18 protein-coding genes are annotated in these 13551 nt (G+C 68.3%); 2 read left to right on the top strand and 16 right to left on the bottom strand.

Going from position 1 to position 13551, the window contains the following annotated elements; genetic code table 11:
- The first annotated feature begins 111 nt into the window (after nt 1-111).
- A complete protein-coding gene (locus FHU39_RS21475) occupies nt 112-1089 on the top strand; it encodes an alpha/beta hydrolase (protein ID WP_183322786.1) in 978 nt (325 codons plus the stop codon).
- A 153-nt stretch (nt 1090-1242) separates the two neighbouring features.
- On the opposite strand, the gene FHU39_RS21470 is transcribed toward FHU39_RS21475, so the two are convergent.
- Complete coding sequence (locus FHU39_RS21470) at nt 1243-2079, bottom strand: tRNA pseudouridine synthase A (protein ID WP_183322785.1); 837 nt, start codon at nt 2077-2079, stop codon at nt 1243-1245.
- Between the two features lie 82 nt (nt 2080-2161).
- Between FHU39_RS21470 and FHU39_RS21465 the strand changes: the two genes are divergently transcribed.
- Nucleotides 2162-3322, top strand: a complete 1161-nt coding sequence (locus FHU39_RS21465; RefSeq protein ID WP_343066054.1) for an MFS transporter — start codon at nt 2162-2164, stop codon at nt 3320-3322.
- Nucleotides 3323-3821: 499 nt separating this feature from the next.
- On the opposite strand, the gene rplQ is transcribed toward FHU39_RS21465, so the two are convergent.
- The 15 genes from rplQ to rplR form a co-directional block, all read right to left on the bottom strand.
- Nucleotides 3822-4589: a 50S ribosomal protein L17, sunset domain variant gene (rplQ, locus tag FHU39_RS21460; protein WP_183322783.1), complete on the bottom strand. Its 768-nt coding sequence runs from the start codon at nt 4587-4589 to the stop codon at nt 3822-3824.
- A 67-nt stretch (nt 4590-4656) separates the two neighbouring features.
- A complete protein-coding gene (locus tag FHU39_RS21455) occupies nt 4657-5676 on the bottom strand; it encodes a DNA-directed RNA polymerase subunit alpha (RefSeq protein WP_183322782.1) in 1020 nt (339 codons plus the stop codon).
- A 142-nt stretch (nt 5677-5818) separates the two neighbouring features.
- Entirely contained in the window at nt 5819-6427 is a 609-nt protein-coding gene (gene rpsD / locus FHU39_RS21450) for a 30S ribosomal protein S4 (RefSeq protein ID WP_183322781.1), read from the bottom strand.
- Between the two features lie 32 nt (nt 6428-6459).
- Complete coding sequence (gene rpsK / locus FHU39_RS21445; protein ID WP_183322780.1) at nt 6460-6864, bottom strand: 30S ribosomal protein S11; 405 nt, start codon at nt 6862-6864, stop codon at nt 6460-6462.
- A 52-nt stretch (nt 6865-6916) separates the two neighbouring features.
- Nucleotides 6917-7291 (bottom strand): 30S ribosomal protein S13, encoded by a 375-nt coding sequence (gene rpsM, locus FHU39_RS21440; protein ID WP_183322779.1) that lies wholly within the window; start codon nt 7289-7291, stop codon nt 6917-6919.
- A gap of 203 nt (nt 7292-7494) precedes the next feature.
- The gene (gene rpmJ / locus FHU39_RS21435; RefSeq protein ID WP_019286332.1) at nt 7495-7608 is read right to left on the bottom strand and encodes a 50S ribosomal protein L36; all 114 of its coding nucleotides are present in this window, start codon (nt 7606-7608) and stop codon (nt 7495-7497) included.
- A 64-nt stretch (nt 7609-7672) separates the two neighbouring features.
- Nucleotides 7673-7894 (bottom strand): translation initiation factor IF-1, encoded by a 222-nt coding sequence (gene infA, locus FHU39_RS21430; protein WP_006946284.1) that lies wholly within the window; start codon nt 7892-7894, stop codon nt 7673-7675.
- A gap of 240 nt (nt 7895-8134) precedes the next feature.
- Nucleotides 8135-8812 (bottom strand): hypothetical protein, encoded by a 678-nt coding sequence (locus FHU39_RS21425; RefSeq protein WP_183322778.1) that lies wholly within the window; start codon nt 8810-8812, stop codon nt 8135-8137.
- 6 nt (nt 8813-8818) lie between these two features.
- A complete protein-coding gene (gene map, locus FHU39_RS21420) occupies nt 8819-9661 on the bottom strand; it encodes a type I methionyl aminopeptidase (RefSeq protein WP_183322949.1) in 843 nt (280 codons plus the stop codon).
- Nucleotides 9661-10236: an adenylate kinase gene (locus tag FHU39_RS21415; protein ID WP_183322777.1), complete on the bottom strand. Its 576-nt coding sequence runs from the start codon at nt 10234-10236 to the stop codon at nt 9661-9663. The genes map and FHU39_RS21415 overlap by 1 nt, the downstream gene beginning before the upstream one ends.
- Nucleotides 10236-11555 (bottom strand): preprotein translocase subunit SecY, encoded by a 1320-nt coding sequence (secY, locus tag FHU39_RS21410; protein ID WP_183322776.1) that lies wholly within the window; start codon nt 11553-11555, stop codon nt 10236-10238. Before secY ends, FHU39_RS21415 begins: the two co-directional genes overlap by 1 nt.
- A gap of 280 nt (nt 11556-11835) precedes the next feature.
- The gene (gene rplO / locus FHU39_RS21405) at nt 11836-12294 is read right to left on the bottom strand and encodes a 50S ribosomal protein L15 (RefSeq protein ID WP_183322775.1); all 459 of its coding nucleotides are present in this window, start codon (nt 12292-12294) and stop codon (nt 11836-11838) included.
- A gap of 1 nt (nt 12295) precedes the next feature.
- Nucleotides 12296-12478, bottom strand: a complete 183-nt coding sequence (gene rpmD, locus FHU39_RS21400) for a 50S ribosomal protein L30 (RefSeq protein ID WP_183322774.1) — start codon at nt 12476-12478, stop codon at nt 12296-12298.
- Nucleotides 12478-13140 carry a 30S ribosomal protein S5 gene (rpsE, locus tag FHU39_RS21395; RefSeq protein WP_183322773.1) on the bottom strand — a complete coding sequence of 221 codons (663 nt, stop codon included), beginning with the start codon at nt 13138-13140 and terminating at the stop codon, nt 12478-12480. The genes rpmD and rpsE overlap by 1 nt, the downstream gene beginning before the upstream one ends.
- 34 nt (nt 13141-13174) lie before the next feature.
- Nucleotides 13175-13549 carry a 50S ribosomal protein L18 gene (gene rplR, locus FHU39_RS21390; protein ID WP_183322772.1) on the bottom strand — a complete coding sequence of 125 codons (375 nt, stop codon included), beginning with the start codon at nt 13547-13549 and terminating at the stop codon, nt 13175-13177.
- Between the last annotated feature and the right edge of the window lie 2 nt (nt 13550-13551).

Raw genomic sequence — 13551 nt, 5'->3', positions numbered from 1 at the left:
CCGCCTCTCCGGTCGGAATCACAGAAGTTACGTCAGCGTAGGCCTAGGGTAGGGCGCTGGGCAGGTCCGCTTCACCTGGTGGACCGTCGAGCGTCGAACGGAGGGGATCGTATGACGGCCGCGATGCGCCACGACCTTCGTGAACCGGGCGCGCTCCGGGTGAAGTTCGCACGCACCAGCCGGCGCTCGGCCGCTCTCGCCGGGACGCTGCACGCGGTCGCCAAACCGGCGCTGAACGCGTGGAGCTACGTCCCCGCGCTCTCCTACCTGTCCGGTGTCGTCGACCTCGCGGCGGACAGGCTCGCGGTGCCCGACGGCACCACGGTCGCCTCGGTCCAACTGGGCGCATGCGACGCCGAGCTCATCCGCGCGCCACGATCGCTCGACGACGGCGCCGTCCTCTATCTGCACGGCGGCGCGTTCATCGTCTGCGGGCTGGCGTCGCACCGCCGGCTCGCGGCATACACCTCCCGGGTCGCGCGACAGCCGCTCCTCAACGTCGGCTTCCGGATGCTCCCGCACGTCAGCCTCGACGAGATGGTCGGTGATTGTCTGTCCGGCTACCGCTGGTTGCTGGACCAGGGGCACCCGGCCGATCGGATCAGCATCGTCGGCGATTCGGCCGGCGGATTCCTCGCGTTCGCAACGGCGCTCGCGATCCGTGACGACGGTCTGCCGACTCCGGCGTCCATCGCGACCCTGTCGCCGCTGCTCGATCTCGGCGTGGAGCGCAAGGCCGGGAGTCCGCACTCGGACAAGTGCGACCTCTTCTCGGTCCGCACTTGTATGGCGCTGCAGCGCCTCGTCGAACGCGTCGATCGCGAGCACGAGCTGCAAGGACCACGCGTCTCCCCCATCGACGCCGACTTGCACGGCCTCCCGCCGGTGCTGATCCAGATGGGCTCTCGGGAGATCCTTCGCCCCGACGCCGAGGAGATGATCGACCGGCTGGCCGCCGCGCGGGTTCCCGCGCAGCTGCAGATCTGGCGCGGCCAGGTGCACGTCTTCCAAGCCGCCGCGTCCTGGCTGCCGGAGGCATCCGAAGCCATGCGCGAACTCGGCCGCTTCGTCCGCCGCAACCTCCCCTGACGCCCGGCATCGCACACGCCCCACACACCGACAGACCCACATACGACCGACAGGCCCAGCAACAGGGCCTCGAATCGGCCCGAAATCGCCCGGTTCCTGAGCCTCTCGATGTGTTTGTGGGCCTCTCGGCGCAGTTGGGAAGGCCGGTCGGCCCTAGGGCTCGGGAAGCCGGCGAACCGCGCGGGACTCGTCGGCCCGCGCCGCGAGTTCCTCGTCCGGCGGGTAGGTGACCTCCTCCAGGCACAGCCCGTGCGGCGGCATCACCGTGACGCCCGGGTCCCGCCGTCGGGCCGTCAGCACCTCCAGCGGCCAGTCGACGCCGTGCCTTCCCAGACCCACCGGCACGACTGCACCGACGAGGGAGCGCACCATCGAGTGGCAGAACGCGTCCGCCAGCACGGTGCCGACCAGCACCCCGTCGTCGCCGCGGTGCCAGCCGTAGTCCAGCAGCGTGCGGACCGTCGTCGCCCCCTCGCGCTTCTTGCAGAATGCCGCAAAATCCTTCAGCCCCAGCAGTTTCCGTGCCGCACCGTCCATCGCCCCGACATCCAGCGGGCCACGCACGACGACCGTGTCGCGCCGCCTCGTCGGGTCGGCGGCGGCGGGATGGTCGAGCAACCGGTAGCTGTACCGGCGGGAGACGGCGGAGAACCGCGCGTCGAAGCCGGGTGCCGCGGGCGTGACCGCGTGCACCACCACGTCACCGGGCAGCACGCCACCGAGCCTGGTCAGCGCGGCCTCCTCGGGTGCACGTGCCGAGCGACCGGGCAGGGCGGCATACAACGCCTCGTCGACGTCGACGTGGCAGACCGCGCCACGCGCATGGACCCCGGCGTCGGTACGGCCGGCCACCGTGAGCTTCGGGGGTGAACACCGCAGGATGGTCCCCAGTCCCTCGGACAGCGCCTGCTCGACCGTCCGGCGGCCCGGCTGCGCGGCCCAGCCGGAGAAGTCGGTGCCGTCATACCCGAAGTCGATCCGCAGCCGCATGTTCGCAGCCTATCGACCACGAACATGGTCAATCGTCCAATTTCTCCCCCACGCGACCCGCCGACGTGCAAGTATGCCGAGCGTGAGCTACTCGCCGCGCGCCGCGATCGCCGCAGCCTACTTCGCCCAGGGTTGCGTCTTCCTGTCGCTGACGACGCGGTTGCCGAAGTTCGAAGACCACTGGAACATCTCGCAATTGGGTCTGACGCTGCTCATGCTGATGATCGTGCTGCTCGCGGGCGGCGGTTCCCTGCTCGCCGAGAAGGTGGCACCCCGCCGTGGCAGCGCCGTCGTCCTGCGCGCCGGTCTGCTCGGGATGGTCGTCGCGCTCCTGGTCAGCGGCAACGCTCCGGGCACACCTGTGCTCATCGCCGGTCTCGCCATCTACGGGCTGGTGCTCGGCATGGTGGACGCGACCACCAACATGCAGGCGGTGTCACTCGAGCATCAGGTGCGCCGCACGGTGCTGCCCTCCTTCCACGGCGCGTGGACCGCCGGCGGCATCGCCGGCACCCTGATCACCCTGGCGCTGCCGCACGCGTCCATCGCGGCGCTGTCCAGCGGTATGGCGCTGCTCCCGCTGCTCGTGGCGTTCGCACGCTTCCTGCCCGGCTCCGGCAGCGCTCCGTCCCCGGAGGCCGCGGAAGGCATCCCGTGGCGGCCGATCCTGGTCGTGGGAGCGGCGTGCGTCATCTTTTACACCGTGGACACCGCGTCCACCACCTGGGGTTCGGTGTACTTCGACGACACCCTGCAGGCGCCCAGCGGCCTGGTCGCGCTGGCGACGCTCCCCTACCTGGTCGCATCGCTGGGCGCCCGCATCGCCGGCGACCGGCTGACCGACTCGCTGGGTGCCACGCGGCTGCTGCGCGGTGGCGCGGTCATCGCGATCGTGGGGCTGCTGATCGTGGTCTGCGCGCCGAACTGGCCGGTCGGCGTGCTCGGCTTCCTCGTCCTCGGCGGCGGCATCGCGGTCGTCGCGCCGCTGTCCTACTCCGCAGCCGCGACCCTGGCACGAGCCGGCGGCACGCTCGATCCGGAGCTGACGATCGCCCGCACCGACGCGGTCATCGCACGGTTCAACCAGTTCAACTATGTCGGCGCACTCGTCGGGTCGGTCCTCACCGGCGCGATCGGGACCGGTTCCCTGCGCATCGGGTATGCCGTGCCGATCCTCCTGGTCATTGCGCTGGTGCCGCTGGCGGCAGCGTTCGGCAAGCAACGCCTGGCAGCGGCTGCCTGACCGTCGTTCGGGGCGGCTCGGACCGGCATACCCGCTCATACGTCTCCCCAGGGGCGACCCCGGCACGCCCCGGACCGGCACACCCGCTCATACGTCTCCCCAGGGGCGACCCCGGCACGCCTCGGACCGGCACACCCGCTCATACGTCTCCCCAGGGGCGACCCCGGCACGCCCCGGACCGGCATACCCGCTCATACGTCTCCCCAGGGGCGACCCCGGCACGCCCCGGACCGGCACACCCGCTCATACGTCTCCCCAGGGGCGACCCCGGCACGCCCCGGACCGGCATACCCGCTCATACCCCGACACTGGGGAGACTCCGGCGCGCCACAGGCCGCCGGCCTCGCCCCACGCGCCGCGAATCCAGGCAGACAGAAGGCCCGGATCCGCGTACTGCGGATCCGGGCCCTTCGGATGTCCCGTGAGTGACGGTCTACCACCCGTTGACGGCGAGATCTCACCGTCAACGGACGGATGAGCCGTCACTCGCGACGAGCGGTCACTCCTCCGACGAGCCCTCGGACTCCTCGGCGTCGTCCGCCTCGTCGGCGTCGCCCGCCTGCGCGGCCTCGCCACCGGCCGGCTCGAAGCCCGCCGCAGCGGCAGCCTCGGCGGTGGTGAACCAGACCTCGGCGACGGTCGAGTCGTACCAGCGCGAACCTGCCACGTGGTACTTCATCGAGTCCTCGTTGCCCTTGACGGTGAACTTCTCGGCGTCGGGCGACGCACCGTCCTCGAGCGGGGCTGCCGACTCGGGGCCGTACTTGCCCTCGGCAACCTCGTCGCCTTCGGCCAGCTCGGCGCCTTCGGCCAGCTCGGCCGGAGCCTCGGCAGCTGCCTCGTCCTTGGCCGCACGCTGGGTGGCGGCCTCGGCCTCGGCGACGACGGCGCGCTTCGGCTTGGCGTTGACCGGCTCGCGGACGAGCTCGATCACGGCCATCGGCGCGTTGTCACCCTTGCGGGGACCGATCTTGGTGATGCGCGTGTAGCCACCCTGCCGGTCGGCCATGTCGGGCGCGATCTCGGTGAAGAGACGGTGCACGACACCCTTGTCGCGGACGACGGTCATCACCCGGCGACGAGCGTGCAGGTCACCGCGCTTGGCGAAGGTGACCAGCCGCTCGGCGAGCGGACGCAGCCGCTTGGCCTTGGCCTCGGTCGTGGTGATCCGGTCGTGCTCGAACAGTGCCTGCGCCAGGTTGGCCAGGATCAGCCGCTCGTGCGCGGGGCCGCCACCGAGACGGGGACCCTTTGTTGGGGTAGGCATTACTTCTCCTTGGTATGTCGAATCGCGTTGTCCTGCAACGCGACTGGAGCTATCTCAGTGGCTGTGCTCAGTACTGCTCGTCTTCGGCGAAGCTGCCGTCGCCGTCCTCGTCGTCGTAACGGTCCGCAATGGCGCTCGCGTCGAACCCGGGAGGGCTGTCCTTGAGCTGCAGGCCCATCTCGACCAGCTTGTCCTTGACCTCGTCGATGGACTTCGCACCGAAGTTGCGGATGTCCAGCAGGTCGGCCTCGCTGCGCCCGACGAGCTCGCCCACGGTGTGGATGCCCTCGCGCTTGAGGCAGTTGTAGGAGCGGACGGTCAGGTCCAGGTCCTCGATCGGCAGGGCGAGGTCGGCCGCCAGGGCGGCGTCGGTCGGGCTCGGGCCCATGTCGATGCCCTCGGCCTCGACGTTGAGCTCACGGGCCAGGCCGAACAGCTCGACCAGGGTCTTGCCGGCGGAGGCCATGGCGTCGCGGGGGGCGATGGCGTTCTTGGTCTCCACGTCGACGATCAGCTTGTCGAAGTCGGTGCGCTGCTCGACACGGGTCGCCTCGACCTTGTAGGTCACGGCGAGCACGGGTGAGTAGATCGAGTCGACCGGGATGCGGCCGATCTCGTGGTCGGCGGACTTGTTCTGCTGCGCCGAGACGTAGCCGCGGCCGCGCTCGACGGTCAGCTCCATCTCGATCTTGCCCTTGTCGTTGAGCGTCGCGATGTGCAGTTCGGGGTTGTGCACCTCGACACCGGCCGGCGGCGCGATGTCGGCGGCGGTGACCTCACCCGGGCCCTGCTTGCGCAGGTACATGACGACCGGCTCGTCGTGCTCGGAGGAGACGACCAGGCCCTTGACGTTCAGGATGATCTCGGTGACGTCCTCCTTGACCCCGGGGATCGTGGAGAACTCGTGCTGCACACCGTCGATGCGCAGGCTGGTCACGGCGGCACCCGGGATGCTGGACAGCAGGGTGCGGCGCAGGGAGTTGCCGAGCGTGTAGCCGAAGCCCGGCTCCAGCGGCTCGATGACGAAACGCGAGCGGTTGTCGGAGACGACCTCTTCGCTCAGGGAGGGGCGCTGTGCGATAAGCACTGGTTGTTTTCCTTTCCTCAGGACCACCGCTATATGAGGCCCTGTGAATCCGCCAGGCGACTCTGTATTCGCCTGGCGTTATTGAGTTGTATGCCGACAGCGCCGACCGAGCAGCCAGGAGCTGCTCGGTCGGCGAGGTGGCTCAGTTCTTGGAGTAGAGCTCCACGATGAGCTGCTCGGTGAGCGCGATGTCGATCTGCTCACGCGTCGGCAGCGAGTGGATCAGGATCTGCAGCGTGCCGGGGACGACGTGCATCCAGGCCGGCGGCTGCCGGTCACCGAAGGTCTCGCGGGCCAGCTGCACCGGGAACTTCTCCCGGGACTGCTGGCGGACGGTGATGATGTCGTACTGCTCGACCCGGTATGACGGGACGTCGACGCGCTTGCCGTTGACCTCGAAGTGACCGTGGGTCACCATCTGGCGGGCCGCACGGCGGGTGCGGGCCAGGCCGGCGCGGTAGACGACGCTGTCCAGCCGCGTCTCGAGGATGACCAGCAGGTTCTCGCCGGTCTTGCCGGGACGACGCGCGGCTTCCTTGTAGTAGCGGACGAACTGCTTCTCCATGACGCCGTAGGTGAAGCGAGCCTTCTGCTTCTCCTGCAGCTGGGTGAGGTATTCCTTCTCCTGCACCCGGCCGCGGCCGTGCTGGCCGGGCGGGAAGGGGCGCATCTCGAAGTTCTTGTCGCCACCGACGAGGTCGGTCTTGAGACGACGCGACTTCTTGGTGATCGGGCCGGTGTAACGGGCCATGAGTCAAATCTCCTTCAGAAGGTCTTGGTCGCTCAGCTACGACGCTTGGGCTGGCGGACACCGTTGTGCGGCTGCGGGGTGACGTCGGCGATGGTGCCGACCTCCAGGCCGGCAGCGGCCAACGAACGGATGGCGGTCTCGCGGCCCGAACCCGGACCCTTGACGAAGACGTCGACCTTGCGCATGCCGTGGTCCATCGCACGACGCGCGGCGGCCTCGGCGGCCATCTGCGCGGCATACGGGGTCGACTTGCGCGAGCCCTTGAAGCCGACCTGGCCGGCGGACGCCCACGAGATCACCGCACCGGTCGGGTCGGTGATCGAGACGATCGTGTTGTTGAAGGTGCTGCGGATGTAGGCGTGGCCCGCAGCGACGTTCTTCTTCTCCTTGCGGCGCACCTTCTTGGCGCCGGAAGCCTGACGGCTCTTGGGAGGCATGAATTCTCCTGAAAACTAAAGTCGAAAAGTGTGAGGGTGTCCCGAAAGGGGATTACTTGGCCTTCTTCTTACCGGCGACCGTGCGCTTCGGGCCCTTGCGGGTGCGGGCGTTGGTCTTGGTGCGCTGGCCGTGCACGGGGAGACCCCGGCGGTGGCGCAGGCCCTGGTAGGAACCGATCTCGACCTTGCGGCGAATGTCGGAGGCGATCTCACGGCGCAGGTCACCTTCGAGGCGGTAGTTGCCCTCGAGGTGGTCGCGCAGTTTGACGACTTCGTCTTCGGTGAGGTCACGGACACGGGTGTCCGGGTTGACGCCGGTTGCGGCCAGCGTCTCGTCGGCGCGGGTCTTACCGACGCCGAAGATGTAGGTGAGTGCGACCTCGACGCGCTTCTCGCGCGGCAGGTCGACACCGATCAAACGTGCCATCAGGCATTTCTCCTGTTGTCTCGTAGAGGTGTGGTGCGTGGCCGTTCCCGCGTCAGCCGGAGTGGCTGGATTGCTGGGTCCCGGGCCTCTACTCCCGGGGTGACATTCATGCCGTGCGGCATGAGGTGTGGGTCACGCGAATCGAAAGGTGTTCAGTTGTGTGCTGTGTGCGTCCTGACGAAGAACGCGAGTCGTGCGGGTGATCAGCCCTGACGCTGCTTGTGGCGAGCGTTCTCGCAGATCACCATGACCCGGCCGTTGCGGCGGATCACCTTGCACTTGTCGCAGATCTTCTTGACGCTCGGCTGGACCTTCATCTGCCTACTGTCTCGAAGTCAGGTCGCCGCGTGGTGCGGCGACGGGTGCGAACGTGCCGAAGAATCAGCGGTACCGGAAGACGATCCGACCACGGGTCAGGTCATACGGGCTCAGCTCCACCACCACGCGGTCCTCGGGGAGGATCCGGATGTAGTGCTGTCGCATCTTGCCGGAGATGTGCGCGAGCACCTTGTGACCATTGGTCAGCTCCACCCGGAACATCGCGTTCGGGAGGGCCTCGACGATCGTGCCCTCGATCTCGATGACACCGTCCTTCTTGGCCATGCCTTCCTAACTGAATCTCGGCGAGGCAGTCTCCGGATGAGAATGCCCCTGATTTGCGTGGGTATGACGCGCCCGCAGCACCGGTTTCGGACACACACCGATCACACTCGCTTGGGGCGAACCCCGAACCAGGAGGGTGGTGGCCGAGCGCCGAGGAATGCAGACACTCCAGACCCGAAGGATCAGTCTACCCGCGACCTGCGAGCGCCCCAAATCGGCGCGATCCCGCCGTTCTTCCGCTCAGCCCCGGGGCGGGGTGAAGTGCGCCTGGATGCAGTCCTCCTCCAGCGCCTTGCCGGTCTTGCCGAACCGGTCCTGGCACCAGCCCTTCGCCTCGGCCGCGGAGCCGAAGTCGAACAGCAGCATCGCCACCCAGTAGACGTGGCCGCCGAAGCGCTGCTGATTGCCGTAGTCGGAGCTGCGCAGCACCCGGAACTTGTCGGCCTCCGCGGAGAACTGCCGCCGGTAGCCCTGGAACTGCGCCCAGATGTCCTGGGCAGTGAACGGCGCGGCCTGCTGCTGCGGGTCCACGATGCCGACGTACTTCGAGCCGAGCACGACCTGCCATTTGCCGTCCGGTGGGGTCCGCGCCGCGTCGGCATCGGCCCACTCGTTGAGCTTGCGCAGCGCGTCCGCCTCACTGGTCGGGGTGGGCGAGGGCGCACCCGGTGTCGGCGCGACCGACGAGGTGGTCGTGGACGAGGCCGACTGCCCGGTGGGAGCCGGTGTCGACTGCCCCGGACCGACCGTCCTGGTCACCGTGTGCAGCGTCGGCTGCTCTCCCCCGGCCCCGGTCGTGGTGCCGTGCTGCACGATGTAGGTCAGCCCGGCGGCGATCCCGAGGGAGAAGACGACGATCGCCGCGATCAGGGAGCTGCGGACGCCGCTACCGGGGGTGCGTGGTGACGAGGGGGGCATCGACGGTCACCCGATCGGGGCGTATGGCGCACCCAGCGCGCTCAGCTCGGCCGCACCGCCGTCGACGGCGGTCAGCACCCACAGGCCACCGTCGGTGACGGCGACGGTGTGCTCCCAGTGGGCGGCCCGGGAACCGTCCTCGGTGACGACCGTCCACTCGTCGTCGAGTTCGTGTGACTCGTGGGTGCCCAGGGTCAGCATCGGTTCGATGGCGACGGTTGCGCCGACGTGCACGAGCGGCCCCTTCGGACGCACCCGTTCGTTGTAGACGGTCGGCTCCATGTGCATCTCGGTGCCGATGCCGTGCCCGGTGTAGCCGTCCAGGATGCCGTAGTCGCGGCCGTCGGCGCGCCCGCTCGCCCGCGCCGAGTCCTCGATGACGCCGCCGAGTTCGTAGATGCCGATGCCGGGCCGCAACGCGGCGATGCCGGCCCACAGCGCCCGCCGGGTGGCCGCCGACAGTTGCAGGTCCTCCGGCCGCGCCGCGTCGTCACCGCCGACCACGACGGTGATGGCGGCGTCGCCGTGCCATCCCTCGACGATGGCACCGCAGTCGATCGACACCAGGTCACCGTCGTGCAGCTCACGGTCGCCGGGTATGCCGTGGACGACCTCGTCGTTCACCGAGACGCACAACGTGCCGGGGAAGCCGTAATACCCGAGGAAGCTGGGCGTGCCACCCCGCTCGCGGATGAACTCCTCGGCGAGCGCGTCGAGCCGGCCGGTCGTCGTACCGCCCCGGACGGACCCGGCCAGCAGCTGCAGGCATTCGCCCACGACGAGGCCGGCCCGGCGCATGAGCAGGATCTGCTCGGGCGTCTTGGCCGGAAGCTTCTCCCGGCCGAAGATCACGCCGGTGTCAGGGCGTCCAGTGCGGCGGTGATCCGGTCGGTGACCTCGTCGAGCTCACCCACCCCGTCGATCTCGATCACCAGGTTGCGCTCGGAGTAGATCCGCACCAGCGGCTCGGTCTCCTCGCGGTAGATGCGCAGCCGCTCCCGGATGACCTCCTCGGTGTCGTCGCTGCGGCCGCTGGTCTCGGCACGCTTCAGGATGCGGCTGACCAGCTCCTGCTCCTCGACCTGCAGCTCGATGACGGCCTGCAACGGGTGACCCCAGCCGTCCAGCAGGGTGTCCAGCGCCTCGACCTGCGCCACCGTGCGCGGATAGCCGTCCAGCAGGAAGCCGTCCTGCGCATCATCCTGGGCGAGCCGGTCGGCGACGATCTCGTTGGTGATCTCGTCGGGCACGTACCCACCGCTGGCGAGGATGCTCTTGACCTTGCTGCCCAGCTCGGTCTCGCGGCGGATGTTGTCCCGGAAGATGTCACCGGTGGAGATGTGCGGGATGCCACGCCGCTGCGAGATGTGCTCGGCCTGCGTGCCTTTACCCGCTCCCGGCGGACCCAGAATGATGAGGCGCATTATCTCAAGAACCCTTCGTAGTGATGCTGCTGCAGCTTGGAATCGACCTGCTTGACGGTATCGAGACCGACACCTACGAGGATGATGATGGAGGCGCCACCGAACGGGAAGTTCTGGTTGGTCCCCACCAGGGCGAGCGCGATCAGCGGGATCAGCGCGATGATCGCCAGGTAGATCGCACCACCGACCGTGATCCGGGTCAGCACATAGTTGATGTACTTCGCGGTCGCGCGACCGGCGCGCACCCCCGGGATGAACGAGCCCGACTGCTTGAGGCCGTCCGCGACCTCGTCGGGCTGGTAGGTGATGGACACGTAGAAGAACGTGAAGAAGAGGTTCAGGACGGTGTAGACGATCATGTATGACGGGTGATCGCTCTTACCGAGGTTGTTGAAGACCCACGTCGACCAGCCCGACGGGTGCGTCGTCCCCTGCGGGTTGGTGAACTGCGCGACCATCACCGGCAGCGACAGCAACGAGCTGGCGAAGATGATCGGGATCACGTTGGCCATGTTGACCTTGAGCGGGATGTAGGTCGACGTGCCGCCATACATGCGCCGGCCGATCATCCGCTTGGCGTACTGCACCGGCAGCCGCCGGATGGAGTTCTCGACGTAGACCACGACGGTCAGGATGACCAGGCCCATGATCACGACCATGAAGAACTTGCCCCAGCCCTGGTGGCGGATCGACCAGATCTCGGACGGCACCCGGGCCGCGACCGAGACCAGGATGAGCAGCGACATGCCCTGGCCGACGCCCTTCTCGGTGACCTGCTCGCCCAGCCACATGATCAGGCCGGTGCCGGCGGTGAAGGTGAGCACCATGATGACGAGGGTCGGCGTCGCGCCGTCGGTCATGATGTTGCCGCACGCCGGGCCATTGCCCAGGATCGACTGCGGGTTGTTGTGCACCGCGGTCACCAGGGTCGAGGACTGCAGGATCGCCAGGCCGATCGTCAGATAACGCGTGTACTGCGTCATCTTGGTCTGACCGGACTGGCCCTCCTTCTTCAGCTGCTCGAACTTGGGGATCACCACGGTCAGCAACTGCACGATGATCGTCGCGGTGATGTAGGGCATGATCCCCAGCGCGAAGATCGACAACTGCAGCAGCGCGCCACCGGAGAACAGGTTCGCCAGGCCGAGCAGCGACTGCTGCCCGCCGGAACCCTGCTGGCACAGCTGCACCTGCTTGTAGTCGATGCCCGGAGCGGGGATGTGGGAGCCCAGCCGGAAGACAGCGATGATCATCAGCGTGAACAAGATCTTGTTACGCAGCTCGGGCGTGCGGAACGCGCGGCCGATGACGTTGAGCAACGTGAGTCCTCCTGGGCGCGCCCCGTGACCGGGGGCGGGCCGTGACAATCCCGGGGCGCTCCCCTCGACGCGGGGAGACCTTCGGGCCGGCCGTTCCACGCTTGTGACGGGAGGGCCGAGATTTCAGCTGGGCTTGGCCAGAGATTACCTGGCCGACTCGCGGAGCGAGCCGTTGGGGAGCAAAGTGGGTGCGCCCCAGGTGCGCGAAACGCCCCGCGGGCACAACGAGACGAGTCGTCTCGTGGTTCCCACGGAGCGTTTCAGACGCGAGTGGCCACGCTCAGGCGGCCGTGATCGTGCCGCCCGCAGCCTCGACCTTGTCCTTGGCCGATGCGGAGAACTTCTGCACGGTGAGGTTCACCGTGACGGTGATCTCGCCGGTGCCGAGCACCTTGACCGGCTGGCCCTTGCGGACCGCGCCCTTGGCCACCAGATCCTCGACGGTGACGTCGCCGCCGTCCGGGAACAGCGCCGAGATCTTGTCGAGGTTGACGACCTGGTAGGTCACCTTGAACGGGTTCTTGAAACCGCGCATCTTCGGCAGGCGCATGTGCAGCGGCGTCTGCCCACCCTCGAAGCTCTCGCGCACCTGGTAGCGCGCCTTCGTGCCCTTGGTGCCGCGACCGGCGGTCTTGCCCTTGGAGCCCTCACCGCGACCCACGCGGGTCTTGGCGGTCTTCGCACCGGGAGCAGGACGCAGGTGGTGCACCTTCAGTGCGTGCGTCTTCTCTTCAGTCATTTCACTTCTCCTCGACGGTCACCAGGTGGGCGACCGCGCGAACCATGCCGCGGAACTCCGGGCTGTCCGGCTTCTCGACCGTGTGGCCGATCCGCTTCAGGCCGAGCGACCGCAGGGTCTCACGGTGCTTCGGCTTGCCACCGATCTCCGAACGGATCTGGGTCACAACCAGCGTGTTCGCCATCAGGCACCTGCCTTCTCACCCTGGGCGGCCGCTGCGGCGTCCGCCATCGCGTGCTGCATGGCGGCCGGCGCGACCTGGTCGAGCGGCAGGCCACGGCGGGCCGCGACGGCCTCCGGACGCTCCAGCTCCTTCAGCGCGGTCACGGTCGCGTGCACGATGTTGATCGCGTTGTCCGAGCCGAGCGACTTGGACAGCACGTCGTGGATGCCCGCGCACTCCAGCACGGCGCGCACCGGGCCACCGGCGATGACACCGGTACCGGGGCTGGCCGGACGCAGCAGCACGACACCGGCGGCGGCCTCACCCTGGACCGGGTGAGGAATGGTGCCGCCGATCATCGGGACGCGGAAGAAGGACTTCTTCGCCTCCTCGACGCCCTTGGCGATCGCGGAGGGGACTTCCTTGGCCTTGCCGTAGCCGACACCGACGGTGCCCTGGCCGTCACCGACGACCACGAGCGCGGTGAAGCTGAACCGGCGACCACCCTGCACGACCTTGGCCACGCGGTTGATGGTGACGACGCGCTCCAGGTACTGGTTGCGGTCGTCACCGCCACGGCGCCCGCCGCGGTCGTTGCCGCGGCGGTTGTCGCGACGGTCGTTGTTGTTGTCGTTCGAGCTGCTGCCGGTGCCGGCAGCGCCTCGACGCTGGGGTCCAGGCATCAGTGCTTCCTCATTTCGACGTTGGTGTAGTTGCTCACAGTGTCAGACCGCCTTCACGGGCGCCGTCCGCGATGGCGGCGACCCGACCGGCGTACTTGTTGCCGCCGCGGTCGAAGACCACGGCCTCGACACCGGCCGCCTTGGCGCGCTCGGCGACGAGCTCGCCGACCTTGCGGGCCTTGGCGGTCTTGTCACCGTCGAGCGCCCGCAGGTCCGCCTCCATGGTCGACGCGGACGCGACGGTCTTGCCGACGGTGTCGTCGACGACCTGCACGAACACGTGACGCGAGGAGCGGTTGACGACCAGACGGGGACGCTCCGCCGTGCCGGCGAGGCGCTTGCGCAGCCGGAAGTGACGACGGGCGCGGGCCGCGGCCTTGCTCGTGGAACGCTTCACAATCTTTGCCATGG

It is taken from the genome of Flexivirga oryzae, assembly GCF_014190805.1.
Lineage (GTDB): Bacteria > Actinomycetota > Actinomycetes > Actinomycetales > Dermatophilaceae > Flexivirga > Flexivirga oryzae.
The sequence above is the reverse complement of the archived record's forward strand: the minus strand, read 5'-3'. Positions and strand labels throughout refer to the sequence as shown.

Excerpts from the sequence above, each read along its gene's own strand:
- FHU39_RS21415 (WP_183322777.1), bottom strand. The coding sequence starts at position 10,236 with ATGCGCCTCATCATTCTGGGTCCGCCGGGAGCGGGTAAAGGCACGCAG.
- rpsE (WP_183322773.1), bottom strand. The coding sequence starts at position 13,140 with ATGCCTGGACCCCAGCGTCGAGGCGCTGCCGGCACCGGCAGCAGCTCG.
- rplO (WP_183322775.1), bottom strand. The coding sequence starts at position 12,294 with ATGACTGAAGAGAAGACGCACGCACTGAAGGTGCACCACCTGCGTCCT.
- rplR (WP_183322772.1), bottom strand. The coding sequence starts at position 13,549 with ATGGCAAAGATTGTGAAGCGTTCCACGAGCAAGGCCGCGGCCCGCGCC.
- rpmD (WP_183322774.1), bottom strand. The coding sequence starts at position 12,478 with ATGGCGAACACGCTGGTTGTGACCCAGATCCGTTCGGAGATCGGTGGC.
- FHU39_RS21425 (WP_183322778.1), bottom strand. The coding sequence starts at position 8,812 with ATGCCCCCCTCGTCACCACGCACCCCCGGTAGCGGCGTCCGCAGCTCC.
- rpsM (WP_183322779.1), bottom strand. The coding sequence starts at position 7,291 with ATGGCACGTTTGATCGGTGTCGACCTGCCGCGCGAGAAGCGCGTCGAG.
- FHU39_RS21470 (WP_183322785.1), bottom strand. The coding sequence starts at position 2,079 with ATGCGGCTGCGGATCGACTTCGGGTATGACGGCACCGACTTCTCCGGC.
- rplQ (WP_183322783.1), bottom strand. The coding sequence starts at position 4,589 with ATGCCTACCCCAACAAAGGGTCCCCGTCTCGGTGGCGGCCCCGCGCAC.
- rpmJ (WP_019286332.1), bottom strand. The coding sequence starts at position 7,608 with ATGAAGGTCCAGCCGAGCGTCAAGAAGATCTGCGACAAGTGCAAGGTG.
- FHU39_RS21475 (WP_183322786.1), top strand. The coding sequence starts at position 112 with ATGACGGCCGCGATGCGCCACGACCTTCGTGAACCGGGCGCGCTCCGG.
- rpsK (WP_183322780.1), bottom strand. The coding sequence starts at position 6,864 with ATGCCTCCCAAGAGCCGTCAGGCTTCCGGCGCCAAGAAGGTGCGCCGC.
- infA (WP_006946284.1), bottom strand. The coding sequence starts at position 7,894 with ATGGCCAAGAAGGACGGTGTCATCGAGATCGAGGGCACGATCGTCGAG.
- rpsD (WP_183322781.1), bottom strand. The coding sequence starts at position 6,427 with ATGGCCCGTTACACCGGCCCGATCACCAAGAAGTCGCGTCGTCTCAAG.